Origin of the sequence: Falsibacillus albus (assembly GCF_003668575.1) — a bacterium.
Classification (GTDB): domain Bacteria; phylum Bacillota; class Bacilli; order Bacillales; family DSM-25281; genus Falsibacillus; species Falsibacillus albus.
Genome location: NZ_RCVZ01000007.1, coordinates 93,376 through 120,296 on the forward strand (window position 1 = coordinate 93,376; position 26,921 = coordinate 120,296).

At 41.0% G+C, this 26,921-nt stretch carries 28 protein-coding genes and 1 other RNA gene; 23 read left to right on the forward strand and 6 right to left on the reverse strand.

All coding sequences use genetic code 11. The features are described 5' to 3' along the window. Positions 1-50: 50 nt before the first annotated feature. The 3 genes from D9X91_RS11570 to D9X91_RS11580 are packed head-to-tail and all read left to right on the forward strand — an operon-like array spanning position 51 to position 1,908. Positions 51-743 carry a DnaD domain-containing protein gene (locus tag D9X91_RS11570; protein ID WP_121680788.1) on the forward strand — a complete coding sequence of 231 codons (693 nt, stop codon included), beginning with the start codon at positions 51-53 and terminating at the stop codon, positions 741-743. Positions 744-778: 35 nt separating this feature from the next. Next, entirely contained in the window at positions 779-1,432 is a 654-nt protein-coding gene (gene nth, locus D9X91_RS11575; protein ID WP_121680789.1) for an endonuclease III, read from the forward strand. Further along, positions 1,429-1,908: a YpoC family protein gene (locus D9X91_RS11580; RefSeq protein ID WP_121680790.1), complete on the forward strand. Its 480-nt coding sequence runs from the start codon at positions 1,429-1,431 to the stop codon at positions 1,906-1,908. Before nth ends, D9X91_RS11580 begins: the two co-directional genes overlap by 4 nt. Before the next feature lie 49 nt (positions 1,909-1,957). Here the strand turns inward: D9X91_RS11580 and D9X91_RS11585 are convergent, their stop codons facing one another. Together D9X91_RS11585 and recU are read right to left on the reverse strand one after the other, a co-directional pair. Further along, entirely contained in the window at positions 1,958-4,747 is a 2,790-nt protein-coding gene (locus tag D9X91_RS11585; protein WP_121680791.1) for a PBP1A family penicillin-binding protein, read from the reverse strand. Between the two features lie 47 nt (positions 4,748-4,794). Further along, positions 4,795-5,403: a Holliday junction resolvase RecU gene (gene recU / locus D9X91_RS11590; protein ID WP_121680792.1), complete on the reverse strand. Its 609-nt coding sequence runs from the start codon at positions 5,401-5,403 to the stop codon at positions 4,795-4,797. 115 nt (positions 5,404-5,518) lie between these two features. On the opposite strand from recU, the gene D9X91_RS11595 reads away from it, so the two are divergent. The 3 genes from D9X91_RS11595 (at position 5,519) to D9X91_RS11605 (ending at position 7,644) form a co-directional block, all read left to right on the forward strand. Then, on the forward strand, positions 5,519-6,538 hold the full coding sequence (locus tag D9X91_RS11595) for a DUF2515 family protein (RefSeq protein WP_121680793.1): 1,020 nt from the start codon (positions 5,519-5,521) through the stop codon (positions 6,536-6,538). A 435-nt stretch (positions 6,539-6,973) separates the two neighbouring features. Next, entirely contained in the window at positions 6,974-7,207 is a 234-nt protein-coding gene (locus D9X91_RS11600) for a hypothetical protein (protein ID WP_121680794.1), read from the forward strand. Between the two features lie 80 nt (positions 7,208-7,287). After that, positions 7,288-7,644 (forward strand): YppE family protein, encoded by a 357-nt coding sequence (locus D9X91_RS11605; RefSeq protein WP_121680795.1) that lies wholly within the window; start codon positions 7,288-7,290, stop codon positions 7,642-7,644. A gap of 520 nt (positions 7,645-8,164) precedes the next feature. Here D9X91_RS11605 and yppF read toward each other — a convergent pair. Next, on the reverse strand, positions 8,165-8,356 hold the full coding sequence (gene yppF, locus D9X91_RS11610; protein WP_121680796.1) for a YppF family protein: 192 nt from the start codon (positions 8,354-8,356) through the stop codon (positions 8,165-8,167). A gap of 194 nt (positions 8,357-8,550) precedes the next feature. Here yppF and D9X91_RS11615 point away from each other — a divergent pair, with 194 nt between their 5' ends. Then, entirely contained in the window at positions 8,551-9,102 is a 552-nt protein-coding gene (locus D9X91_RS11615; protein WP_233569774.1) for a YppG family protein, read from the forward strand. A 41-nt stretch (positions 9,103-9,143) separates the two neighbouring features. On the opposite strand, the gene D9X91_RS11620 is transcribed toward D9X91_RS11615, so the two are convergent. Further along, positions 9,144-9,620 (reverse strand): Hsp20/alpha crystallin family protein, encoded by a 477-nt coding sequence (locus tag D9X91_RS11620; protein ID WP_121680797.1) that lies wholly within the window; start codon positions 9,618-9,620, stop codon positions 9,144-9,146. Positions 9,621-9,751: 131 nt separating this feature from the next. Here D9X91_RS11620 and D9X91_RS11625 point away from each other — a divergent pair, with 131 nt between their 5' ends. The 11 genes from D9X91_RS11625 to D9X91_RS11670 all read left to right on the forward strand — a co-directional run bounded on the left by D9X91_RS11625 (position 9,752) and on the right by D9X91_RS11670 (position 20,934). Then, positions 9,752-10,537 (forward strand): alpha/beta fold hydrolase, encoded by a 786-nt coding sequence (locus D9X91_RS11625; RefSeq protein ID WP_121680798.1) that lies wholly within the window; start codon positions 9,752-9,754, stop codon positions 10,535-10,537. A 112-nt stretch (positions 10,538-10,649) separates the two neighbouring features. Next, positions 10,650-12,920: a DEAD/DEAH box helicase gene (locus D9X91_RS11630; protein ID WP_121680799.1), complete on the forward strand. Its 2,271-nt coding sequence runs from the start codon at positions 10,650-10,652 to the stop codon at positions 12,918-12,920. Between the two features lie 16 nt (positions 12,921-12,936). After that, positions 12,937-14,208, forward strand: a complete 1,272-nt coding sequence (locus D9X91_RS11635) for a ribonuclease H-like domain-containing protein (RefSeq protein WP_121680800.1) — start codon at positions 12,937-12,939, stop codon at positions 14,206-14,208. A gap of 323 nt (positions 14,209-14,531) precedes the next feature. Next, on the forward strand, positions 14,532-14,861 hold the full coding sequence (locus D9X91_RS11640) for a CotD family spore coat protein (protein WP_121680801.1): 330 nt from the start codon (positions 14,532-14,534) through the stop codon (positions 14,859-14,861). 166 nt (positions 14,862-15,027) lie between these two features. Continuing rightward, the gene (locus D9X91_RS11645; RefSeq protein WP_121680802.1) at positions 15,028-15,585 is read left to right on the forward strand and encodes a DUF1273 domain-containing protein; all 558 of its coding nucleotides are present in this window, start codon (positions 15,028-15,030) and stop codon (positions 15,583-15,585) included. Positions 15,586-15,671: 86 nt separating this feature from the next. Beyond that, entirely contained in the window at positions 15,672-15,974 is a 303-nt protein-coding gene (gene gpsB / locus D9X91_RS11650) for a cell division regulator GpsB (protein WP_121680803.1), read from the forward strand. Between the two features lie 78 nt (positions 15,975-16,052). Next, positions 16,053-16,438, forward strand: an RNA gene (gene rnpB, locus D9X91_RS11655) — RNase P RNA component class B. 116 nt (positions 16,439-16,554) lie between these two features. Beyond that, positions 16,555-17,694 (forward strand): THUMP domain-containing class I SAM-dependent RNA methyltransferase, encoded by a 1,140-nt coding sequence (locus D9X91_RS11660; protein ID WP_121680898.1) that lies wholly within the window; start codon positions 16,555-16,557, stop codon positions 17,692-17,694. A gap of 284 nt (positions 17,695-17,978) precedes the next feature. After that, a complete protein-coding gene (locus D9X91_RS11665; protein WP_121680804.1) occupies positions 17,979-18,407 on the forward strand; it encodes a hypothetical protein in 429 nt (142 codons plus the stop codon). A 281-nt stretch (positions 18,408-18,688) separates the two neighbouring features. Next, positions 18,689-18,856: a hypothetical protein gene (locus tag D9X91_RS22500; RefSeq protein ID WP_158598298.1), complete on the forward strand. Its 168-nt coding sequence runs from the start codon at positions 18,689-18,691 to the stop codon at positions 18,854-18,856. Between the two features lie 137 nt (positions 18,857-18,993). Next, positions 18,994-20,934, forward strand: a complete 1,941-nt coding sequence (locus D9X91_RS11670; protein ID WP_121680805.1) for an ATP-dependent DNA helicase — start codon at positions 18,994-18,996, stop codon at positions 20,932-20,934. Here D9X91_RS11670 and D9X91_RS22360 read toward each other — a convergent pair. Beyond that, positions 20,908-21,168, reverse strand: coding sequence for a hypothetical protein (locus D9X91_RS22360; RefSeq protein ID WP_148709072.1), 261 nt, complete (start codon positions 21,166-21,168; stop codon positions 20,908-20,910). The two genes, D9X91_RS11670 and D9X91_RS22360, sit on opposite strands and share 27 nt — an antisense overlap. Positions 21,169-21,356: 188 nt before the next feature. Here D9X91_RS22360 and D9X91_RS11675 point away from each other — a divergent pair, with 188 nt between their 5' ends. The 3 genes from D9X91_RS11675 to D9X91_RS11680 all read left to right on the forward strand — a co-directional run bounded on the left by D9X91_RS11675 (position 21,357) and on the right by D9X91_RS11680 (position 24,061). Further along, complete coding sequence (locus tag D9X91_RS11675) at positions 21,357-22,868, forward strand: carboxypeptidase M32 (RefSeq protein ID WP_121680806.1); 1,512 nt, start codon at positions 21,357-21,359, stop codon at positions 22,866-22,868. Between the two features lie 123 nt (positions 22,869-22,991). Then, positions 22,992-23,150, forward strand: a complete 159-nt coding sequence (locus tag D9X91_RS22505) for a hypothetical protein (protein WP_158598299.1) — start codon at positions 22,992-22,994, stop codon at positions 23,148-23,150. A gap of 140 nt (positions 23,151-23,290) precedes the next feature. Then, positions 23,291-24,061, forward strand: coding sequence for an SDR family NAD(P)-dependent oxidoreductase (locus D9X91_RS11680; RefSeq protein WP_121680807.1), 771 nt, complete (start codon positions 23,291-23,293; stop codon positions 24,059-24,061). A gap of 503 nt (positions 24,062-24,564) precedes the next feature. Here the strand turns inward: D9X91_RS11680 and D9X91_RS11685 are convergent. Beyond that, complete coding sequence (locus D9X91_RS11685) at positions 24,565-25,026, reverse strand: chemotaxis protein CheX (protein WP_121680808.1); 462 nt, start codon at positions 25,024-25,026, stop codon at positions 24,565-24,567. Positions 25,027-25,220: 194 nt separating this feature from the next. Between D9X91_RS11685 and D9X91_RS11690 the strand changes: the two genes are divergently transcribed. Together D9X91_RS11690 and D9X91_RS11695 are read left to right on the forward strand one after the other, a co-directional pair. After that, entirely contained in the window at positions 25,221-26,303 is a 1,083-nt protein-coding gene (locus D9X91_RS11690; RefSeq protein WP_121680809.1) for a type III polyketide synthase, read from the forward strand. Further along, positions 26,303-26,857 (forward strand): isoprenylcysteine carboxyl methyltransferase family protein, encoded by a 555-nt coding sequence (locus D9X91_RS11695; RefSeq protein ID WP_121680810.1) that lies wholly within the window; start codon positions 26,303-26,305, stop codon positions 26,855-26,857. Before D9X91_RS11690 ends, D9X91_RS11695 begins: the two co-directional genes overlap by 1 nt. Positions 26,858-26,921 lie beyond the last annotated feature (64 nt).

Genomic DNA, 26,921 nt, shown 5'->3' on the forward strand with positions numbered 1-26,921 from the left:
ATCCCTTTTTTTCCTTCTCCGTGATATACTATTGGGTGAGGTGTTACAAGATGGATAAAGAGATTTTTTTAGCTTGGATGGACGAAGGGACGCTGCAAATTCCCCAAATCTTATTAAAAAATTATACGAAATTAGGTCTGAATGAAACGGACTTGGTCCTTTTACTTCACGTTTATTCATTTATACAAAGAGGCAATGAATTCCCAACCCCTGAAGAGCTTTCGGGAGACATGAATATATCAGGAGGGGAATGCTCTTCCATTTTAAGAAGGATGGTCCAGCAAAATATTCTTTGTATTGAGGAAGGCTATACGGAAGACAGCATACGCTATGAGAAATATTCCTTGAAGCCATTGTGGCTTAAGCTTGCAGATATGATTGCGAATGATTTGAAGAATGATCGCATGCAGAAGGATCTACATGATGAGTCAGAACTGTATACAGTTTTTGAAAAAGAATTTGGACGGCCGCTATCCCCATTGGAATGTGAGACACTTGCAATGTGGATGGACCAGGACCACCACGATTCCGTCATTATCAAGGCAGCTCTTAGGGAATCAGTAATTTCTGGGAAGCTAAACTTCAGGTACATTGATCGCATCTTATTCGAATGGAAAAAGAATGGCGTTCAAACGATTGAACAGGCAAGGCGCCACGGAGAAAAATTCCGCCAGCCAAAAAAGGCAAATAGTGAATATCAAAAGTCCAACACGGTGCCGTTCTACAATTGGCTGGAACAATAGGCACCTATTTAATTTTGTGTACAGGTGGTTAAGGAATGTTAAATAAACAACAAATTCAATATTGTTTAAGTGAAATTGAAAAAATGTATCCGGACGCCCACTGTGAGCTCGTTCATGAAAATCCTTTTGAATTGGTGATTGCAGTTGCGCTGTCCGCACAATGCACGGACGTACTGGTAAATAAAGTGACGTTGAAGCTGTTTCAAAAATACAAACGGCCCGAAGACTATTTGAATGTGGAACTTGAAGAGCTTCAAAATGATATCCGTTCAATTGGCCTTTATCGGAACAAAGCAAAAAATATCCAGAAATTATGCAAGATGCTGCTTGATGAGTATGGCGGACAAGTGCCAAAGGAACGGGAAGAACTCGTCAAACTCCCGGGAGTTGGCAGGAAGACGGCGAATGTGGTCATGTCAGTAGCATATGGAATCCCTGCTATCGCTGTTGATACCCATGTTGAGCGAGTGAGCAAAAGATTGGGGATCTGCCGCTGGAAGGACAGTGTTTTGGAAGTGGAAAAAACATTGATGAGAAAGATTCCGGAAGAAGAGTGGTCTGCCACACATCACAGATTGATTTTCTTTGGCAGGTATCATTGCAAAGCACAAAATCCTCAATGTCCTGTTTGCCCTCTGCTTCCGCTTTGCAGGGAAGGACAAAAGAGGATGAAAAAGAAGAGCCTATGAATGTTCCTGCAGAATTAATTCATCCTCTTTTCCAGTCTGCGATCGATCGATATTTTCCTGATGATGCGAATTATTATCGAAATGCAGCAGCAGATCAACCTTGGATGGAAATTCAATTGAACATGCCGCTTTTAATGGACGAGTGGAAACGGCTGGATGCAATATTATATCGTCTCTTTTCCGAAAGAAGTAAAGAAATAGTCGATCCCATGAAGCTGTCCATTTCCTTTTTTTTAAAAATATTGTATTGGACAAACAATCGACCGGTCCAATTAAGCAATTGGCAACAAGAATTATCCAACTTGAGGGTCATACCAGTCAATACATTGGAGCGGCTCCAATTCATAGAATCGAATCCTTTTCTTTATCATTCATATAAACAAGTTTCTGAATTAATAAAAGAACAATCAAAGTTGTTTGCCAAATACTCGGCAATGAAAAATTCAAACCAAAGCACCTCGAAAGATGGCTGCTAAAAAACCCGCTTGGAATTTGTCCAAGCGGGTTTTAATGTAATTATTTTCATTACGGTGTCGAACCACCAGAGCCAGTACCAGAGCCAGTACCAGAGCCAGAGCCAGAACCAGAGCCAGTGCCAGTGCCAGAACCAGAGCCAGAGCCAGAGCCGGTACCAGAGCCAGAGCCGGTACCAGAGCCAGAGCCGGTACCAGAGCCAGAGCCGGTACCAGAGCCAGAGCCGGTGCCAGAGCCGGTGCCAGAGCCGGTACCAGAGCCAGAGCCGGTGCCAGAGCCGGTGCCAGAGCCGGTACCAGAGCCAGAACCGGTGCCAGAGCCAGAACCAGAGCCGGTACCAGAGCCAGAACCGGAGCCATCGCCAGAACCAGAGCCGGTACCGGAGCCATCGCCAGAACCAGAGCCAGTACCGGAGCCATCGCCAGAACCAGTGCCGTTACCATTACCGTTACCATTACCGTTACCATTACCGTTACCGTTACCATTGCCCTGATCATTACCATTACCGTTGCCATTTTGATCGCCCATGACATCGACGGTTACAGATGCTGGGTCGCTTTTTTGACTATTGGTCACAGCAGTAACGTTGAATGTATACACTCCTCCAGGCTGAGGATTGTCTATTTTGATCGAATGATCTTTTGTCGTTGTTATCGGCTGCGTTGCGCCGCCTGCCATTGAACCTGTGATTTCGAATTGAACATCTTTCTCATCGCCATAATCCCAAGATAATTCAATTTGGTTCGTATCAGGATTGTACTTGCCTTTCAATCCTGAAGGGGAATCAGGTTTATCAAAAGCCGTTGATGTTTCGGATGGTTCATGTCCCCTAACAAATAGTTCATGGACGATTTTGTCTTCAGGTGTATATTTGCTTGGTTTTTTCATGGTGCCTTCCTCAACGGCAGTTCTGACGACGGAATCAGGCTTTTTGAAATCAGGTGTATCCTTGCCTTCGGATACATGAGCCATCAATTTGCTGAATAAAATTTGCGAAATATGTTGATTTGCGCGCTTTATTGGGGTAGATCTGTTATCATATCCAGTCCACACGGAAGCCGTATAGTTTGTCGTATACCCCGTAAACCAAGAATCTGGTACATCACTATTAGCATAATTACCAGAGCCATAGTTTGTGGTACCTGTTTTCCCGGCTAAAGGTAAACCTGATACATTAGCGTCATGACCTGTACCATGAGGTGCAGTCAATACGTCCTTCAGCATGTCCGTTACCATATATGCCGTATAATCTTTCATAGCTACTTTCGGTTCTTGTTTATTCTTGATGACCGTTCCATCAGGAAGGACAATTTTCAAGACAGTATGCGGTTTGTTATAAATTCCATTATTACCGAAAGCGGCATAGGCCCCAGCCATTTGTTCAGGGGAAACGCCATTACCTCCTCCTATGGCATCCGATTCATTGATTGAATCAAAATGGAATCCTAATTTCTCAGAGAAAGCTTTAGATTTATCAATTCCCACAGCTTGCATTGTCTGTAGGGCTGGGATGTTCCTTGACATGTAGAGTGCTTTACGCATAGACATCTGTCCTAAATACTTACCATCCCAATCATGAATTTCTGTCCCATTTGAATATTTATATGGCTTATCATCCAGCTGATGATACGTAGACCATTTTAAATTTTCGATTGCTGGACCATAGTCCATGATGGGCTTGAATGTAGAACCAGGTTGTCTTTTTATTTCAGTAGCACGATTCAATCCGCGTTTCACTTTCTGATTTCTGCCGCCGCCGATTGCCCTGATGGCGCCTGATTTCGTATCCAGAAGGGTGATCCCCGCTTGGAACTTGTCATCAGGATATTGTATTTCCCCATTTCCGTTCATCAGCTTTTCGACGTACTGCTGTGCATCTGTATCCAATGTTGTATAGATCTTCAAGCCGTCAGAGTAAGGATTGTAATCGCCCATCTTCTGAACTTCCTTGATGACTTGATCCACGTAAGAATCGTATTTTTGCTCGATTTTATCCTGTTCATCCTGCTTTTTAAGCATGGATTTGATCGGAACTTGCTTCGCTTTTTCCATTTGATCCTTTGAAATTTTATGATGTTGATACATTAGTGACAACACTACATCTCTGCGTTTCTTTGCAGCTTCAGGATGTTCGAATGGATTATAGTTGTTCGGGCTTTGCGGCAAGCCTGCAAGCAAAGCGATTTGCGGCAGTGACAATTTCTTGAGGTCTTTTCCATAGTAATGCTTCGATGCGGTCTCGATTCCATGGACTCCGTCACTGTAGTAAACCTTGTTGACATACATTTCAAAAATTTCATCTTTTGTATATTTCTGTTCCAGCTTTATGGCAAGCCAAGCTTCCTGTGCTTTCCGTTTCAAGGTTTTGTTGTCGGAAAGATAATAGTTTTTGATGACTTGCTGTGTGATGGTACTTCCCCCCTGGGAGCCGAATCCATGGGTGAAGTTGGCTAGGACTGCCCCTGCAAGACGGATTGGGTCAATCCCATGATGTTGATAGAATCGATTATCTTCTGTAGCCAGTACCGCATCGACGACCTCTTTCGGGATGTCGTTGAAATTCACATAGTCCCTGTTGACCGAACCTACGGTGGTTGCAAGCTTGCCATCCATGCCATAGATTTCTGAGGCTACAGGGTCTTTCAAACGCTTCTCATTCAGGGGAGGAGCTGTGCTTGCGTAGTAGGCAAATGTACCTGCTCCTGCAGCCAACCCTAGAATTCCTAAAATAAATATTGTTAAAAATACCTTTTTAAAAAGACTTTTCTTTTTCTTACCTTTTCGTTTTGCAGATTGCTGTTGTTTACGGCGATCTTCTCTTGATTGCGTTTTTCCTGCCATATTCAGCATTCCTCACTTTCTATCTATAAGGGAATACCCTTAGAAAATCATAATGAATAAAGCTTTTCTATAACTTTAATGTAATCAATGCGTGGATGCAATCCAAGTGGTATGGGGTGGCCATTTTCTTGAATCTCCATTTTTGAAATGGATTTTCTACCACCATTGATCATTCTTTCCCAAAAATGGATGAGATGTTCTCCTTCCAGTAGAAATACTTCCTCCGTTTTGGAAAATCTTAAGATGACAAATGCAATGCCATGTTGTAATAGTGTCTGCTCCATATGCTTGATTTGATGCTCATGGAAGTTTTTCAATGGGAAGGAAGTCTGGTTCTGCGTTTCCTTTGCTTCAAAATCAATGTACCGCCCTTTGAAAACACCATTATAGTCTGTCGTTGATGCCTGCTTGAAGTATGCTTCCTTTATGACCGCCGCACTTCTTCTGGGGTAGTCAACTTTCACGATCTGTACTGGCGTCGGTTTTTTATGGATAAGTGCAATCTTATTTGCAAGATAATATTCATTTGTCTCATTTAGATCTTCTTCAAGCGTCATGCCCCTATTGCTGTAAGTCGATGTTCTATTTGTTCTCGCCTTTGCTGCGCTTGGGTTGTTGGGAACAAATTTTTTCCCATTTGGGTAATGAAAGTCCATGAACACACACCTCTCAAACTATTACCCATCATACCAGAAACAAAACGGGGATGGGTGAATAAAAATCTTCATATCCTCCCAAGATATTGATAGAAATGGAAAGGAAGCTCGATTTATGAAGAAAATCTTTTATTTTCATCGTCTTTTTCCGAAAATCTCTACAAATATATCCGATTCTGAGCTGATTGACTTGATTCGTCAAATTACGTTCACATCTAACAAAGACAATATTTCCAGAACAGATGCCTATCAAAGATTTTATATGAAACATACGGAAATACGTTGGGCATTTTTGGCATCGATGGTTTCCCGGAATGCCGGCTGGAATATGTGCGACCTCGTACATCCGCTGTTTCAAGCGAGTGTCGATCCAAGAACTAGAGAAAGACTTTTTCTTACATATGAACGAGCAAATTGGCTCATCTTTCATGATGCATTCCCTCAATTGCTTCTCTATCATTATTCGACGATTTTAAAGAGGCCCTTGTTTCATTTATTGAAAGGATTTTGTGTATCAGAGTTCATGCATGGAGAATGGCAGAGATTTTGGGCAGAAAATGATCATAGCCGCTTGACCATTTCACTCATCATAAATGAGCAAAATCTTATCCAAGAGCCTATTATAATGCATCCTCTTTATAAGAAAAGGGTATTTAAAACTATTCTATTTCATCTTCAGGATTTTTTTCATTTTAGCTGTGTCATCTTTCCGACACTGCAGGGGAACTTGTTCGGGGCAAGTGTATCGAAGTTTACGGACTTAAATGCGAGAATAGACTTGGGAAAAAGGCTCCAAAAGATCCTCTTTCACCCCGATTTATACCCCTATTTTTTAACATTCGCCAAAAATGTGACACACACCGGATCACGATATGATTATAAAAAACTAAACCCCTTTAGGCATGAAAGAGAGATGACGCTGTTAAGGGCTGCCTATCCGATTGTGGAACACCATATTACCGAACAACAGGATTGGTCCGCCTTGGGGAAGATTCACAGCAGGTGGTTTGCAGATGTGGATTTTCAGGAAAGCATCATGCTTACTGAGTGGTTTGACGGGAAGAGACTGAAACAGGACAGACTTTTGAAAGTGAAGTCTTTGCTGAACGAAATAATGGGAAAGACTGACATGTAAATCACCATTATTATCAATGGATATCACATACCTCCAGTCTTTCCCTTAGGCTTTGCCCACTCATGGAAAGTGAGCATCCTTCAGCGGAAATCAACCTTTCCAAGATTCATTAATTCAAGAATGATCAGGTGGAAGGACGGTTTGGTCCATTCAACTTCGGATTGCCGCAGCCCGGTTGTGCATTCTCACGCTTTTCGTTGTGCTTCGTTTGTTTTTTCCCTTTTTTCTCCATGTTCAAACACCTCCTTGGTGGTAGTGTTCGCAATCATGATTAGACCATTCCAAATAAATGTGAATGCTCTTGTCGAAAGCAGCATAAAAACTTGTTTGAAATCCACTTTCTTTGGCGAATTGCTTCTAGTTTTGTCAGTGGGGCAGGGAGATGTAAAATATTGAAGAATTACTTAGAGAAATAAAGTACAGGAGGTAATGCAAATGGTTGCCAATGAGGTCGTCTTGGAAAAACTGAAAGCTATCGAACAGCAATTGGAAGAGTTGGAAAGGCAAATTCAAATTAAGGTCGAAGCCGATGTCAATAATGAAAGACAAATCATGAATGACAAAATCGATGCACAAGAATACCGTTTGGAGAAGGTGACCGAGTACAGCTTTGGGAAGCCTCTTGTCACTAAAATGCCCGAGGGACCATTAAAGCTTGAATTCAATTAGCTGGCTGCTATAAAATATAATAGATGAAATTCCATTAAAGTAGCCATCAAAAGCTGCTTTTTTTATTTAGAGGGGTTGTAATGTTGGAAGATAATCTGCAGAAATTGACAAATGAGCTGATCCAATTGAATCAGGAAGCCCATAATATCTATAAGCATGCACGAGAAACAAATCAAAAAGGTGATTTTTATACCGAAGTGAAGCCTTTTGCTGATCTCGTAAAGTCCAAAGGGGATGAGTGGGAATCAGAGGCATTGAAATGGCTGTCGAATCAAAAACAAAAAAATTTGCATCCTATTCAGATTAAAAATACGAATGAGAATATACAAATGGTATCCATCCAGGCCTTCTTCCCAGAAACAAGCCTGAAAAGGTTCAAGAGTCATGTTCAATCTATCGAATATGTATTGAAACAAGTGTATAATTCCGTTCAGTAATGCTGTATTCGTAAGGCTCTTTTCTCAAAGATTGTTGTTTTTAACAGCTTTTCTTCAAAATAACTTATCATATGTTATTGATTGGAGCGGCAGGTGCGAGACTCCGGAGGGATCAGCGGGCCAGTTGGAAAAGCTGCAGGGCTTTGCCCAGGGGCGACAAGCATAAGGCGATTCTGACACAAATGCGTTATTTGCCTTTTTGACAGAATAGGCTTATGACCTCGAGCCCCTAAGCCCTGGAGTTAGACAGGCGAGACCCCGCAGCGGAAATCAACCTTACACAACCTTTAATGAATAGCAACAAACTTTACGAAAAGAGCTATTCGTAAAGACTCTTGTTAAAATCGTTATTTTATTTGTTGAATTAAAGTTTTCCAGCTCTTTTCTCCCTATATACACAATTTTGAAGTTGAAACTTTGTTTAAACAATCATATTAAGCAACAAAGCATGAGAAAAGTGCCTTTAATAAAGAAGGTGCCGCAAGAGCAATACTTTTGCGGCACCTTTATAAATTCTAATTTATCTTATGATGCCTTCAGGAGGCAGAGATGCCCCTTCGGATTCCAGCTCGCCGACTACCCGGCGGTATTGTTTTCCAGAGAGTTCATTGTGAATGTAGGCATATTTTGCAAAGTCTAAAAGTTCATTTACATCCTCAGTGTCAAATGATCTCTTTTGCTTGAACAATTCTTTAAGTTGTTGCACATTCATTTCCAGATTCCTCCCATTTGTTCTTTCCTTCATCCTATCATGAAAACGGTTTTTTCTTTATTGTAAGAATTATTTAACTTCCGACAAATAGTGAGCTCATTTCGACAAAAATTCTATAAAATAGGACATTTCACCAAAAATTACAATCATTCATAGACTAATATCATGATTAAGGTTGAATGGGAGGTAAAATTGTGAGAACAAGACACAAGACACAGCTGTATTTTCTTGATCCTCAAGCTGCAGGATGGCAGGATAGTGCGGGGAGATTTTCATATATGCAGCAGCATCCGGGAGGGGTGGTTCCCTATAATCCACAGCCTCCATATGGAATGCCTTACCCATACGGACAGTTCCCACCTATGAATAATCCGGGTTATATCCAAAATGGAAATCCGAGTAATAATCCAAATTTTCAGCTAAACCATTATCCAGGTCAACATCCGGGCCAGTTTTATGGAAATCAACAGCAAATTCCTTCTCAGATATTCCAAAATCCACTTCAGCCAGCGGAAGAAGCCAACCAAGGGGCCGCTCAGCAGCAAGGTTATGCCAATCCATATCCTAAAGCCAGCTTTATGCAGAAGCCTCAAGGTTCGGGAGTGAGTTCACTAATGAACTCATTTAAAGGACAAGACGGATCATTAGACTTTAATAAAATGATGAATACGGCTGGACAAATGATGAATGCAGTCAATCAAGTGGGATCGATGGTGAAAGGGATAGGGGGATTCTTTAAAATATAGGATGAAAAAGGGAGGATGCCAATTAGGTCATCCTCCCTTTTTTATGATTCAATCTGAAGTCTCTTTCCTTTTTCTTTCGGTATCTGAATGACCAATAACCCGTCTTGATAAGAGGCCTTCGCCTTTTTATCATTGACGATTGACGGGAGTTGAATGGTTCTTGTGTTTCTCTGGAAAGTTTGTTTACGGAAGATTGCATCATGATTTTGATCCTCTTGCGTAATTAATTCGTTGTTTTGGACAGAAATTGTTACATAATGTGGAAAAATATCAATGAAGATTTGTTCCTTTTTTATTCCTGGAAGCTTCGAGGTAATGGTGATTTCATTTTCAGTTTCATGAAGCTCAGCTGAAAAGCTATGTTGATTGGATGGGAACGGAGCTGAAAAAAATTCATCAATGCTTTCCAAAATACCCTTAACCGGTTTTTCACGAAAAAAATCATTCATGGAATTCACAAGATCCCCAAATTGGTCGCGTGCCGGTCTTTTTGAGGATGGTTTCTTAGGTTCAGACATCAAACTTCCCCTCTCTTTTCCAATGTTCACTTCAGTATATGCTGGCATCTGGGCAGAGTGCCTATTTATTGTTTTACTTATAACAAATTGGGGGATTGTAAGTAATATCTGTAAAAAAAAGAGGTGTTACGATGGAAAGGCAGCTTGTAGGCAAAAACGAATTGGCTTATCTAGACAACAAAATGAATGGGGAGACGATTTTGTTGATCCATGGATTTTGTGGATCCTCCGACTATTGGAGCAAGATCATTCCTCGGCTAAGCAATCATCGCGTCATCGCCATTGACATTAGGGGCCACGGAGGTTCTTCAGTAACGGAAGATGCATTCTCAGTGGAAGATTTGGCCCAGGATATAGAGTATTTTTGCGACCAAAAACAATTGGACCAGTTTTTTCTGTTTGGACACTCTCTCGGAGGCTACATCACTCTGGCATTCGCCGATAAGATGAAGCAGAGGTTAAAGGGATTCGGTCTCATTCATTCGACCTCAATGCCTGATGATTTTCAAGCAAAGGAAAATAGATTGAAAGGGATTGATTCCATACAAGAAAAAGGGATGCATTATTTTGTTGATGAATTGATCCCAAAGCTATTTGCCCCCGATTCTGATAAAGAGCTGATCGAGGAAGCCTTGCAAATTGGCTATGGGACCAACCCTGCTGCAGCAAAGCAATGTTTGAAATCCATGAAGAATCGTCCAGACCGGACGGATGTCATGAAAAATGCAGAGATGCCCATACTGCTTGTAGCGGGAAAAGAAGACAGGATCATCCCTGAAGAAAAGGCTTTTAATGTAGAGGCACCGCATATTTCAAAAAAAATGTTGAATCATTCAGGGCATATGGGAATGATGGAGCAGCCAAATGAACTGGCGGAGATCATAAATGATTTCATTTCCAATGTGCAATCTAATTAGATGCCTGTTTAGGTTTATGTAGATATTGGAAAAAGACTCCTGTCAGACAAGGAGTTTTTTTTCTTTATTAACGAACAGATATTCGCTAAAATGAGAGTATGAGGTGAAAGAAATGTTTCGTAAACAAAACCTAAAAGATGTCATTGATTTGCTTCAATCAGATCCAGAGCTGAAAGAACGGATCATCCATTGGCAAACGCTTGAAGAAAAAGAAGCAATCACAAAGAGCATTCCAAAAGGTGTCCATTCCGAGCTTGCATCTGCTTTACAGAAAAGGGGGATTGAGCGGCTTTATACCCATCAGCATACCGCATATGAACTGGCGGGAAATGGGAAAAGCTTTGTCGCCATCACCCCGACGGCATCTGGGAAAACACTTTGCTATAATTTGCCGGTTTTACAAAAGGTGCTTCAGTCGCCACAATCGCGGGCACTCTATATCTTTCCCACTAAAGCATTGGCACAAGATCAAAAAAGTGAGCTGAATGAGTTAATCCAAGAATCAGATATGAACATAAACAGCTATACATATGATGGCGATACTCCAGCGAATATCCGGCAAAAAGTGCGAAAAGCAGGCCACATCGTCATAACAAACCCTGACATGCTCCATTCGGCTATCCTGCCGCATCATACTAAATGGGTTTCTTTGTTCGAGAACTTAAAATATATTGTCATTGATGAACTTCATATATATAGGGGAGTCTTTGGAAGTCATGTCGCAAATGTCATCAGGAGGTTAAAAAGGATCTGCCAATACTATGGGAGCGACCCTCAGTTCATTTGTACATCGGCAACCATTGCCAATCCAAAAGAATTGGCAGAGCAGTTGACAGGGGAGGAGATGGCTCTTGTAGATGATAATGGGGCCCCTAGTGGAAGAAAACACTTTGTGTTTTATAATCCTCCCGTCGTCAACAAGCCGTTGAACATTCGTAGGAGCGCAACACTTGAAGTGCGTGACTTGGCCGGACAGCTGCTGAAAAACAAAATACAAACAATTGTTTTCGCCCGGAGCAGGGTAAGGGTGGAAATCATCCTTACCTACCTTAAAGAATTGGTGCTTGGTGAGCTTGGCCCAAAATCCATCCGGGGATACCGGGGGGGTTACTTGCCTACTCAGCGAAGGGAAATCGAAAAAGGATTGAGATCCGGTGATATATATGGTGTTGTCAGTACGAATGCATTGGAACTTGGAGTAGATATCGGGCAGCTCCAAGTCTGTATCATGACCGGCTATCCCGGCACCATTGCCAGTGCATGGCAGCAGGCAGGACGAGCTGGAAGGAGACATGGTGAATCATTGGTCATCATGGTCGCAAGTTCAAGCCCATTGGATCAATATATCATTGAGCATCCCGAATATTTTTTTGCACAATCACCAGAAGTGGCTAGAATCGATCCAGATAATTTAATCATTTTGATTGACCATATTAAGTGTGCCGCGTATGAATTGCCCTTTAAACAAGGCGACCATTTTGGCGAGACAGAGATTGAGGATGTTCTTGAATTCTTGGTCGACGAAAGAATCCTACATCATAATGGGAATCGATACTATTGGATGAATGATGCGTTCCCTGCCCACAATATCAGCCTTCGGTCCGCTTCCCAGGAAAATGTCATCATCATTGATACTTCTGTGCCCGCACAAGCAAAAGTCATTGGGGAGATGGACCGGTTCAGTGCAATGACCCTTCTTCATGATGAAGCGATCTATCTTCATCAAGGATTGCAATATCAAGTGGAGGAATTGGATTGGGAAGAAAAAAAAGCATATGTTCGGGAAGTGGACGTCGATTACTTCACCGATGCCAATCTTGCCGTTCAGCTTACAGTTCTTGAAGAGGATCTTTCTAGGGAAGGTTCGCAGGTCTCAAGGGGGTTTGGGGATGTTTCCGTCCGTGCAATGGCGACGATCTTCAAGAAAATCAAATTTGATACGCATGAAAACATCGGATCAGGACCCATTCATCTACCTGAGGAAGAGCTTCATACGAGTTCTGCCTGGATTTCATTAAAGGAGGATGATGTGGGACTCTCCATAAAGGAAGTCGAACAAGGTTTAATCGGTGCAGCGCATGCCCTGAAATCAATCGTCCCATTATTTGTCATGTGCGATCCCCAGGACTTTCATGTCATACCACAGGTAAAAGCAGCCCATAATGAACGGCCAACCATTTTCATCTATGATCATTATCCAGGTGGGATCGGCCTGAGCAAAAAAGTCTTTGAAGATATGAAAAATATCATTCGGGAAGCCAGAAACTTGATTGAAGGCTGCCGATGTCAGACAGGCTGTCCTTCCTGTATAGGGACGGAAACTTTATCCACCAAGAAAGATACACTGCGATTGATGGATGCGATGGATGGCAAGGCAAAATGAGACTGGAGTGTCTTGAATGTCATTGAAAAATAAACTGAACAGGATGAAAAATCATATTGTTCGAGAGGAAAAGGACCGAGTACAGGAAATTGTCCATAGGGCTCCGGAATTTGAGGAACCTATGGACATCCCTTATTTAGATGAATGGAAAAAAATGGGTGTAACTCCGTATTATTTTGATGGAGAATTTTGTCTAATACGTGAAGTCAAATTTCCACTGAATCACCTTCATGGTAAATACGAACTGGGAGACCTCCATACTTCCGTTCAGATGTGGAACAATAGTGAGATCGATCATCCACTTTCTTCAAAGGGAATGGATTCATCAGATCTGTTCTTTTTTGATACGGAAACAACCGGACTCGGCGGGGGAGCAGGTAACACAATTTTCCTGCTGGGATATGCTCAAGTCAAAGAGGATGAAGTTATCCTCAAGCAGCACATCCTTCCGGAACCAGGAAATGAAATCCCCTTCTATCAAAGCTTCTTGGAGAATGTAGATTATACGACATTGGTTACGTATAACGGGAAAGCATTCGATTGGCCACAAGTGAAAACACGTCATACATTGATTCGAGATCATGTTCCGAACCTTCCGGCTTTTGGGCACTTCGATCTTTTTCATGGCGCACGGCGGATGTGGAAGCACAAGCTCGATCGTGTGAAGCTTATCAATGTAGAAGCGGATATCCTGGACTTTCATCGGAAAGACGATGTTCCCGGCTATTTGGCACCGATGATTTATTTCGATTTTGTGGACAGGAAAAATCCCGAGGGCATCATTAAAGTGCTGGAGCACAATGAATTGGATATTTTATCACTGATTTCGCTCTATATTCATTTAACCTGTCAGATCATTGGGGTGGATTCAGACCAATCGGATCAAGAGCGTCTATTGGTGGGCAAATGGTTTGACTATTTAGGCGACGGTGAAACGGCAATAAAATTATTAGAAAAGGTTTCCTACGAAAGTGAGGAACCGGAAGCGGTCGAAGCAAAGTTCAAGCTGGCATTCCATTACAAAAAAATGAAGAGATTCAATGAGGCTGGTAAACTTTGGGGAGAAGTCGTGATAAAAGGTTCCCTTGTGGAAGTCCAAATGGCCTTAATTGAACTTGCTAAGATTTATGAGCATCAATTCAAAGATTTTGTGAAGGCATTCGAATATACCAATCAAGCATTGGAGCTTGAAATGAAGGAAGCACAAAGAAGCGAAAAGAAGTTGTTGGAATTGGATAAAAGGCTTAAAAGAATCAAAAAAAAGCTTCAAAAAGGTACAAAAATATAAAATTTGGGAGTGAATCCCTTTTTTGTTATTAAAATTTAATAATTAAAATGTTTTATTAACATCAAAAAATGTTGTGAAGATATGTCGAAAGTTGTAAAATATTGAAATGTATTGAATATTATTACGATTGGATTGAATGAAATGTACCGAGCTTTATTTTTTCTTTTTTTTGTTGTCATTTGCATCATGGCTGTTGTCCTGACCAACATGAGGGATAGTTTTTATACACTTTTATAAAAAATAGGTATTTTCATTAGTACATGTTCTCTTTTCCTTTCATACTTTGTTAGTGTAAGAAATAAAAAAAGGAAGGAGATATGACCATGTATTGCAGACCACCACATGTTCTTCCTGCGATTGTTCATCCAACTAAATGCTGTGTAAATCATACCTATTCCACTGTAGAAGTACCTCATATTCATCCTACTCACACTACTACAGTAAATCATACGATGTTTCAGCATAAACATTACTTCCCGCAAACACAATCAGCAGTCAGCGATGTTTCCAACCAACAATTCAACTGTGGTCCGGGAGCTGCTCCAACGGGGCCTATGGGACCTCAAATGGGCGGCGGACAGCCAATGGGGCCGATGGGACCTCAAATGGGACCAATGGGACCAATGGGACAGATGGGACCTTACGGACGCTAATCACATATAACAAGGGCAGCGATGACGCCCTTGTTTTTTCTTGTCCAAATGGCCGCACAGAATTGAAATTGTCGAGTATGGAAAAGTTCCTATCATGTCACTTAACCATTTGATATAGTTTGTATATAATGAATTTTGGGGATAGTAATGAAAAGGAGATATTCAAATGGTCAAGGTTTTGATGGTTACAGGGTATAAGCCATTTGAGATGGGCATATTCAAAAACGATGATCCTTCTGTACGCATTATCAAAAAAGCATTGAAGAAAGCCCTTCTTCAGAAAGAGGATGAAGGTCTGGAATGGGTGCTTATATCAGGACAACTAGGGGTAGAACTTTGGTCAGCGGAAGTGGTTTATGAGCTGCAAGAAGAATTCCCCCAGCTAAAATTGGCTGTTTTAACACCCTTTTTGGATCAGGAATCAAAATGGAACGAACAAAACAAGGAATATTATGAATTTGTAATTTCTCAAGCTGATTTCTATGACTCGATTTCCAAGCAGCCCTATCAGAATCCACAACAGTTCAGGAATAAAGATCGAATTTTTTTACATAAAAGCGATGAATTACTGATTTTATATGATTCAGAACAAGAAGGTTCGCCGAAATATATCCTTGAATCCGCAAAGCTGTATCAAAAAAACAATGAATTTCCAATTCGAACCATTGATTTTTACGAATTGCAAACCATAATAGAAGAAGAGCAATGGCAGCAAGAATTGTGAATTAAAATTAGGAAGATAAAATTGACAAATCAAGCTATTTTTGAAAAAATTAACGATAATGGGTAAATGATAGGGTGGTGTCTTGCATGTTATCTGATAAAATTAAATTAACTGCAAAAGATATTTTGGAAAAAGAATTCAAGCAGGCAATGCGTGGATATAAGCCTGAGGATGTAGACAAATTTTTGGATTTAATCATAAAGGATTATGAAACATTTCATCAAGCCATTGAAGAGCTGCAGCAGGAAAATATGCGCCTGAAAAAACAAGTCGACGATTCTTCCCGCAGACAGCCTGCTCAACAGCCAGCCGGCACGACAAACTTTGATATATTGAAGAGGTTGTCCAACCTTGAAAAGCATGTGTTCGGCAGCAAACTTTATGATTGATGGCAGAATTTCCTTATTTTTTTAGTTGATTAATTAGGATTTTTCCCATATAATCATAAATTGTATGAGACGTTATTGACGTTCAGGTAATCGCTGCAACTTAAGTTGTAGAGGAAAGTCCATGCTCGCACAGTGCTGAGATGCCTGTAGTGTTCGTGCCTAGCAAATTCATAAGCTAGGGCAGCCTGGTATAGACTGGGTTGACGGCAGGGAAAACGCCTAAGTCCTTTCGGATATGGCGTGAATACTTTGAAAGTGCCACAGTGACGAAGTCTTATGAGAAATCATAAGAGTGGAACGAGGTAAACCCCACGAGTGAGAAACCCAAATTATGGTAGGGGCACCTTCTTGGAGGAATTCAACGAAGAGAAGGACAGAGAAGTTCTCTGTAGATAGATGATTACCACCGGAGTACGAGATTTCGATCGCTTGCAGTACGAAGGAACAGAACATGGCTTACAGGACGTTAGTAATGGGAAACTTGAAATCAAAAGCTCTCCTTGTTTCCAAGGAGAGCTTTTATTATTATTACTATATAAAATCAAAATACATAATAAATATTATTCGTAAGGGTGAAAGCATGGCACAATATACGTTGATAGCCACTGCGGCAATGGGTCTGGAATCCTTGGTCGCGAGAGAGGTTAGAGAATTAGGATACGAATGTGAAGTCGAAAATGGGAAAGTGATTTTCGAAGGGGACGAAACAGCAATTGCCCGTGCCAACCTTTGGCTGCGCACGGCTGATCGTGTGAAAATAAAAGTCGGGGAGTTCAAAGCGTTTACGTTCGATGAGCTTTTCGAAAAAACAAAAGCGCTTGAATGGGAAAAATTTTTACCGGTAGATGCAGAATTCCCTGTTCAAGGGAAATCTGTGAAATCAAAGCTTTTCAGTGTCTCTGACTGTCAGGCGATTGTAAAGAAAGCAATCGTCGAACGCTTGAAAAAGCACTACCGCATTAGTTCCTGGCTGGAAGAGAATGGTTCTCTATTCAAAATAGAAGTCGCCTTGCATAAGGATGTTGCCACCATCACGATCGACACGAGCGGTGCCGGCCTCCATAGACGCGGCTATCGTACAGATCAAGGTGAGGCCCCAATCAAAGAAACGCTTGCGGCAGCACTGGTACAATTGACAAATTGGACACCGGACCGTCCGTTTGTCGATCCATTCTGCGGATCGGGTACGATCCCAATCGAAGCAGCTTTGATCGGTCAGAACATAGCTCCTGGATTCAACAGGGACTTTCTTTCTGAAACATGGTCATGGATTCCGGGTAAAGTGTGGGATGAGGCAAGAAATGAAATAGAAGATGTCGCACAGTACGATCGTGAATTGGATATTACGGGTTGTGACATCGATCATCGGATGGTAGCCATTTCCAAGGAGAATGCCTTTGAAGCAGGACTGGGAGAAATCATTCAATTCAAGCAGATGCAAGTACGTGATTTTACGACCGAAAAAGAGAATGGTGTCATCGTGGGAAATCCTCCTTATGGAGAACGTTTGGGGGAGAAACAGGAAGTAGAAAACATGTATCGTCTGATGGGACAAGCTTTTCAAGATTTAGATACATGGTCTGTCTATATGCTGACATCGAATGAGAATTTCGAAGCCTGCTACGGGAAACAGGCAACAAAGAAAAGAAAACTATTCAATGGCTTCATCAAAACCGACTACTATCAATATTGGGGCAAGCGTCCTCAGAGGAAATCCTGATTTTTCATTTGTAATAGCTAATTATATAAGCATGAATTTAAAGACCAAATTACTTTCTCATCAAACAGGGAGAGGTTTGGTCTTCTTTGTTTAAAGTTTCCATATAAGGTTTATTATACAGGAACCCCTAATAATACAGAATCGATTCCCAAGGAGAGAGTATGGTTTTCTCCGAACCCTTGTATGTTAGAGTTTGGTTTTTAGGAAATTTTAGTTGATTATCCGAGCGTTACAGAATACAATTTTTATTAAATATTCAAGAAAGGAACTCAGAGGGGATGGACTTGGAGAAAAACATTGCGTTTAATATCCCGACCTATAAAGATTCTGATGGATATAAATACTGGGTTCCCCTGTTAGAATATTTTTTAGCAAAGGCAAACAAAATAGAGATTCATTGCTGGAATGATGAAGTGGAGACTATTAAAGAATTGACAGCTCTTCACAACGGGGTCCTTCAAGTTGTAATACAGGACAACTTAACTATATTTACGGGAAATAAAACAAGGGGACTTACAGATTACTTGTTGAATAATTACACGGATAAAAATGAAAAGATAAAGTGGTTCACAATAAATGTAAATCAAGATGAAGATTCAGTGATTCATTCAGGACATTGGGGATCAGAATTTTTTGTACCTAATGTCTTGGAAGAGGAAATAGAATTAATTAAAAGCCTTACCCCGCCTGATACAATCTTTCATCATTTTTAATCTGTTAAACCCGATTAAGAAGAGGAGAAAAATATGACGCGCATCACAAATTAATGGCTTATTTCTCATATGCAGTTGTTTTGAACGTTTCCCTTAATTTTTCACTCCCGGGTGTTAAGGAGCGGAAGGTGCAAGACTCCGGAGGGTCATCGGGCTTGGTGAGGCCACGCGGAAAGCGAGCATCCTTCCGCGGAAATCAACCTTGTTATTCCTTTAGGAGAATATTTTCTTGAAAATTGGCGTAGAATAAACCATATATTACTATGTCAAGGAGTGATAATATGGTTCACTCTTCTTTGCATGAACTTGCGCTTATAACGAAAGCTCTGGAGCAGGCCAATGTCATTTTGCGGGCGGAATCTGATGGAGATATCGATTTATTGGCTGAGGCACAGACTAATTTGATGAATGCTTACAGCTATACTCTAAAAAAAGAACGTCGATATTAAAAGAACGCATGTGCTCTGCACATGCGTTTCTCTTTGACATTATAACAAAAAATAAAGAAAAAAAGTAGTCTATACATATTAAGCAAAGTGAGATAAAGTAGAATTTATTGCTTTTTAAAACAGAATGGAGGTACATTATGAATCATCCTCTACCATTTGCAATTTCAAAGACAGACTCCTTCTATGAATTGCTCAATGATTGGATCGGAGATGTTTTTTATGATATTTTACCAGAAAAAGGATATGAAATTCGTGACGAACAAATTTATATGGCCTTTCAATTATTGAAGGCATATAAAGAAAAACAAGTAATTTTTGCCGAGGCGGGAGTCGGCACAGGTAAAACTTTTGTCTATCTGCTTTATGCATTATGCTACGCCAGATATACCGGCAAACCTGCGATCATCGCTTGTGCAGATGAAACCCTTATTGAACAGCTCGTCAAGGAAGATGGTGATATCAAAAAGCTGGAAAAAGCCCTTGATTTGAAGGTTGATGTCCGCCTTGCCAAATCACGTGATCAATACTTGTGCCTGCAAAAATTGAATCATGTAATGGAAACTTCGGATAATGAAAGCTTCGATGATGTCTTTGAGAGCCTTCCCAACTTTGTACATTCCCCCGGCTCGATGAAGAAATTCGATGTATACGGAGATCGCAAAGAATATTCGACGTTAAGCGATGAAGAGTGGAAGCAAATCGGCTGGGACCCACTTCAGGATTGCCTCTCATGTGAACTAAGGCATCGATGCGGGCAAACTTTGCATCGGGAGCACTATCGGAAATCAGCAGATTTACTTATTTGCTCACATGATTTTTATATGGAGCACGTTTGGACGAAGGATTCAAGAAAGCGTGAAGGGCAGCTCCCATTGCTTCCTGAAGCAAGCTCGGTCATTTTCGATGAAGGACATTTACTCGAATTTGCAAGCCAAAAGGCATTGACATATCGTATTACATGGCAAACCTTAAATGATCTGCTTACGAAACTCCTGTCTAATGATGTAAGAGAAAAAACATTGTATGTGATTGAGGATGTCCTCTCTTTGAATGATGAATGGTTCGACATGTTAAAAAGCGGTGTGGTATACACTGATGGTTCAGACCGGCACCGCATTTCAAAGACAGAAGAAATCATCCGATCAGCGGAACGTCTTCAAGGAATGATTGAAAAACTGTTGGAAGAGCTTGTGCTTGACTCAGAGATGTATATCATCAACGAGTATGATCTGAAAGTGGTCGAAGAATATTTGGAACAAATATCTTATTCTCTAAAGCTTTTTACAACGGATGATAAAGGGATAACATGGTTTGAAGAGTCTCGCAGCGAAAGTACACTGGTAATCATGCCTAGGCTTGTAGAAGATATTTTAAGGGAAGAAGTTTTTTCACAGAACATTCCATTCGTATTTTCATCTGCGACACTATCTAATGATCAGGATTTTACTTATATCAGCAGTTCTTTGGGCATTGATTCCTATGGATCACTTTCCGTAGAATCCCCATTTGATTATGATGAAGCGATGGAAGCCAATTTCAAATTGACCATGAATATCGAGTCGAAATGTAAAGAGGCGCTTGATTCATTGATGAAATCCAATGGACAAACATTGGTGTTATTTAATAGTGAAAGTGATCTGAAAGCTTTTAAAAATTATTGTGCAAAATATGATCAAGAACTTCCTTTTGCGATTTTATTTGAAGGAGATCAAGAAATCAGTACATTAGTATATGAGTTTCAAACGAATGTAAGCAGTGTATTATGCTCCTACCATTTATGGGAAGGGCTCGACATACCTGGCCAGTCGCTTTCAAATGTAATCATTTTTTCCCTGCCATTTCCACCGAATGATCCAGTTTTCGAGGCAAAAAGAAATCACGTTGAAGACCCATTTAAGGAAGTGGACCTTCCTTATATGATGTTAAGGTTCAGACAGGGCTTCGGAAGGCTGATTAGGACCTCCGAAGACGCTGGGACTGTTTCAGTCTACATGGATGAAAATGAAATGGAGAAATATGGCGGGCATTTGAAAAAACTATTGCCAGTGGCATTACACAATACGGCAGCCATCAATTAAATTTTGCATATTGAACATCACCTTTGCGCAGCGTAGGTGATGTTTATTTTTTTGCTGTTTTCTAATAGATTGTTGTTTTAACAATTTTTCTTTCAAATAACTCATCATATGAAGTTGATTGGAGCGGAAGGTGCGAGACTCCGGAGGGATTAGCGGGTCAGGTGAGACCCCGCAGCGGAGCGAGGCGATATAGGGCGGATGTTCAATTAAGTTCTGCACGTTGTGTGCCAACATCGAACACCTCACTTCGTGTAAGGCCACTCGGAAAGCGGGCATCCTGCAGCCAACCTTTAATGAATAGCAGCAAACTTTACGAAAAGAGCGATTATTTACACCCAACGTTATTTTTTGGGAACTTTTTCTTTCTTTTCTGAAAAATATGATAAAATGGATGGGAGAAATCATAAAAAGGGGGACTATGAATGACCGCAGTCATGACAGATTTAGAAAAAGATTTTTTGGAATATGTGAAAAAAATGTCTGCATATAATGAAGCGATTGGCTTAATGTATTGGGACATGCGAACAGGCGCACCCAAGAATGGAATCGAGCAGCGTTCCGAAGTAATCGGGATGTTATCATCTGATGCGTTCAATATGTCTGTTTCGGAAGAAATGGCGGCATACATAGCAAAGCTCTCCGGCAAAAAGGAAGCTTTAAATGAAGTGACACAAAAAACATTGAACGAGTGCAAAGAGAATTATGACCGAAATAAGAAAATTCCTTCAGACGAATATAAGGAATACATCGTGCTATGCTCGAAGGCGGAAAGTGTATGGGAACAGGCTAAAACTGAATCAAATTTCGAACTGTTCCGTCCATATTTGGAAAAGATCGTACAATTCAATAAGAAATTAATTGGCTATTGGGGCTACAAGGAGAATAAATACAATACACTGCTCGATATATATGAACCAGGCGTAACAGTCGAGATCCTTGATGAAGTTTTTGCCCAGCTGCGAAGTGAAATTGTGCCGCTTGTTCAAAAGATTGCAGAGTCAAGCGACAAACCGAGGACAGAATGCTTGTTCAAACATTTCCCGAAAGAAAAACAAAAAGAATTCAGCTTGGCGATCCTGAAAAAAATGGGCTATGATTTTAATTCCGGGCGTTTGGATGAAACGGTCCACCCTTTTGCAATCGGCCTGAATCCTGGTGATGTTCGAGTGACCACCAAATATGATGAAAAGGATTTTAGAACCGCGGTTTTTGGAACCATCCACGAAGGCGGCCATGCTCTTTATGAGCAAAATATATCGGAAGAGCTGGTCGGAACGCCACTATGTACAGGGACATCAATGGGCATTCATGAATCCCAATCCCTATTTTATGAGAATTTTGTAGGAAGGAATAAATCATTTTGGCAGGAAAATTATGATTTATTGAAAAGCTGCTCGGATGGTCAATTCGATGATGTACCATTGAATGAGTTTTATCGTGCCATTAACGAATCCAAACCATCACTCATTCGTATCGAAGCAGATGAACTCACCTATCCTCTACACATCATGGTCAGGTACGAAATAGAAAAAGGGCTGATCAACGATGAAATCGAGGTCAGGGATCTGCCGAGGATTTGGAATGAAAAGTATGAACAGTATTTAGGAATCAAGCCATCTAATGATGGAGAAGGTGTCCTCCAGGATGTCCATTGGTCCGGTGGGAGCTTTGGCTATTTTCCATCTTATGCACTTGGGTACATGTATGCTGCTCAATTCAAAAATAAGATGCTTGAGGAAATTCCAAACTATGATGAACTTTTGGAGAAAGGTGATCTTGAACCAATAAAAGCTTGGATGACCAAAAATGTACATCGCTTTGGAAAAATGAAAAAGCCATTGAACATTTTGCAAGATGCCACTGGAGAAGGATTGAATGCCAATCATCTGATCGAGTATTTGAAAGAGAAATATAAAGAAGTATATAAATTATAGACTGCCTCTGTGAATCAGGGACAATTACATTCTTCCAATGCTGAAGTTAATACAATGATTTTTTTCACTTTTCTTGTCATTCGGAAATATCCTATATATAGGAACACCTGTGAGGAGAAAAAGATGAATATGGAAAAATATTATTGTGATCGCTGTCGCTGCCTTTCGGATATTCAAGGGGAATGCCCGGTATGCGGGGGGGAAGTTTCCAAAAAAATCGTCATTCAAGTACAGCATCAATCCAATAAAGATGAGCATGGGAAAAACCCTTTTCGCATGTAATGAATACAGAAAAAGTGTTCCTTTAGGAGCACTTTTTTGTTGAGAAAGGGTTTTAAGCATAAATAAAATGATCAAGGTGAATCTATGATAAAATAAGAGGGAAATTTCAGAAAATAGCATAGAAGAAGGAGTGTCGGTCGATGTATTTACCTTCCTTTGATCTAAAGGGAAAATCGGCAATCGTAACAGGTGCAGGGCGAGGAATTGGACGAGCCATTGCAATCGGGATGGCCGAAGCTGGAGCAGATGTAGCGTTGCTTGCGAGAACAGAAGGGGATTTAATGGAAACGGCATCCCATATTGAAAAGATGGGCAGAACCGCACTTGTTCTTCCGACAGATGTAACTTCCAGGGAAGAGGTAAGAAAAGCGATTGATCAAACAGCTGAAACTTTTGGGAGAATTGACGTATTGGTTAATAATGCTGGAATGAATATCCGATCAAGGGCATTGGAGGTGTCGGATGAGGAATGGGAAAAAATCATGGATACAAATTTGAAATCGGCATTCATGATGTCTCAGGAAACGGGAAAGCACATGAAAGAGGCAAATGGCGGAAAAATCATCACCATCGCATCGGTTGCGGGTACAGTTGCCCTTCGTACAGGTGTAGTCTATGCAGCTACTAAAGCTGCCCTCATTCAAATGACAAAGGTCTTAGCCCTTGAATGGGGAGGATACAATATTAATGTCAATGCCATCGGACCATGGTATTTCCGTACACCTTTAACGGAAAAGCTTCTCCAGGATCAGGAGTATGTAGATGACATTTTGGCAGTGACTCCTCTTAAAAGGATCGGTGAATTGGAAGAACTAGTCGGCCCAACGGTCTTTTTGGCGTCAGATGCAGGAAAATACATATCCGGACAGACCATCTTTGTCGACGGAGGAATGACGATCCACGGATTTTAAAAATAGCCTCTGCTAAAGATTGGTATTGATATTTGCCCATTTCCAGCTGTTGATTGGAGTACAAGACGAAGACTCGGGCAGGATTAGGGGGACAGTTAGAAAAGCGGCGTGGCTTTGCCTAGGGGCGACAAGCATAAGACGAATCTGACGGAAAGGCGTCCTTTCCCTTTTTGACAGAACCTGCTTATGACCTCGAGCCCCTAAGCCCCAGAGCTAGAGAGGTGAGACCCCGCAGCAAGTAGAGGAGAGGTTGGGGGGATGTTCGATTAAGTTCGGCACATCCTCGAAAAATGCCAGGCATTTTTCTTCGTGCGATGGGTCGCTTCCGAAGCATTCCTTGTCCTGTGCCAACATCGAACGCTCTCACTTCGTGTGAGGCCCCGCGGAAAGCGAAGGCTTGTACGGAAATCAACAGCGGTGGTAACAAAGTAGAAATATAAAAATAAATGCAAATAAATAAGGAATGTCTTCAAAATGACTTGCTCTTTGGAGACATCCCTTTTTTATTTGCTATGTTTATCGATCATCAAGATGACGAGCAGATCACCGATGTCTTGGAGTTGAATCGGCAGCTGAAGGGCCTTGTCGAAACCTGAAACCTTCGAATGCCCGACCATGACCGTTGGGGGAGTGATATCCATGTTGAATCCATCTTGAAAAACCTTGGTGGATAGATTCCCCGCAATCATATTACCTAATTCCCCTGCGAATGATTCCAGCATTTCTCCTTCCAGCGGCATACCGAACATGGAAGATCCGATTTGTGAAAATACACTTTCATGGCCATCAATTAATATTCTGCCCCTGACATCCCCGGTCATCCCGATCAGAACAGCCATACTTTGATGATAATAAGGATGTGATATCAAGGAAGGCTGATGAATATGTAAAGGAATCGGTATGACAGATTTGATGGATTTGATTGTTCCGTTAAGGACATCTGTAACGGCTTTAGTTATGGTCATGTCGAAACCCCCGATAATTTGTCTAAAAATATAATACCATAAATAAAAACCAATATGGGTACATATTTCCTATTTTTCAAAAAAATCAAACACCCCTGTACCTTTGGTGCCTGTCACCTTAAATGGTCCCCTGAAATGCATAACCGAGGAATTTTTGGAAAAGATATCCTTAATGCTATGAGGGAGTGATGACGATGCCTAGAGTGATCTCGATTGAAGAAGCCGTTCCTCCGTTTAAAGTGATGCAGGAGGATGCAAGGGACTTTATTCATTCAATGTTTTCGAAATCCCATGGGAATATCGAACGACTTTTAAAGGTATTTATAAATGGAGAAATTCAATCGCGCTTTTTTGCCAAGGATTTAAAGTGGTTTTCAGAAGAACATAGTCTAGGTGAAAAAAATGATGCATTTATTGAAAGTGCCGTGGAGTTGGGGACACAGGCGATCAAGAAGTGTTTAGGTTCAAAATCCTTTTTAAAAGAAACCATACCAACTGAAGAAATCGATGCGATCTTCACCATTTGTACAACTGGTTTTTCCACTCCAAGTCTAGAAGCCAGGATAATGAACCTCATCCCATTTTCGGAACATACCAAGCGCATTCCGATTTGGGGGCTTGGCTGTGCCGGCGGTGCTTCAGGGCTATCTCGCGCTTTTGAATATTGTCTCGCTTTCCCTTCTTCAAAAGTCCTTGTCCTTTCCATTGAACTGTGCAGTTTGACTTTTCAACAAAATGACCATTCCAAAAGCAATTTAATCGGTACTTCGCTATTTGCAGATGGGGTAGCCTGTGCACTTGTTGTAGGGGATGCATGCGATAATGGAGTTGAAAAGCTTTCTTCACCAGAAATCATTGCAACTCAATCAACATTGATGAAGAATTCGCTTGATGTGATGGGATGGGATATGAAGGATAATGGGCTGCATGTCATTTTTTCAAAAGACATCCCATCGATAATTGAAAGATGGCTAAGGCCAAACGTCGAAAAGTTTTTACAAAAACATGGCTTGGACATTTCCGATTTGAGTCATTTTGTTGCGCATCCAGGAGGGAAAAAAGTCATTCAAGCCTATCAGGAAGCATTAAAAATTCCTCCTGATATGACCGAAACCTCTTTGCAAGTATTGAAAGAGTTTGGAAATATGTCCTCCGCCACCGTTTTATATGTACTGAAACGATTTATGCTGAAGAATTGTCCTCCTGGCCAATTGGGTTTGGCTACAGCGCTTGGCCCCGGATTCAGTTCTGAATTATTGTTACTGAGGTGGAAATGATGTTTTTTTATGTAATGTTGTCAGTCATTGCTTTCCAAAGAATCTTTGAATTGATTATCGCCAGGAGGAATGAAAAGTATTTAAAGGCAAAAGGAGCCATCGAATTCGGCAAAGGGCACTATCGATTCATGGTGTTGATCCATGTTCTTTTTTTCGTTTCGATGATGACCGAAGTGGATTTGGGGGCAAAATTCAGCTCTCCACTGCTGCCCTATTTATTCACCATGTTTTTATTCACTCAAGCTGCACGAATATGGGCGATCTCATCATTGGGTGAATATTGGAATACGAAAATCATCGTCCTGCCAGAGGCAAAAGTGCCCAAGAAAGGACCCTATAAATTGATGAGACATCCTAATTATTTGATTGTGACCTTGGAATTACTGCTCATCCCCATGATGTTTCACGCATACTTCACCTTGTTTGCCTTCACGGTCCTGAATGCATTGATATTGTCCATAAGAATTCCCATAGAGGAAAAGGCACTGTCAGGAGCAACCAATTATGAGACTGCCTATAAGAATGAAAATCGATTCCTGCCTAAATTCAAGTAAATGGTTCATTGAAAATCATTCTCGATTGTGCTACTATGGAATTGAAGATGAATATTATTCTCAA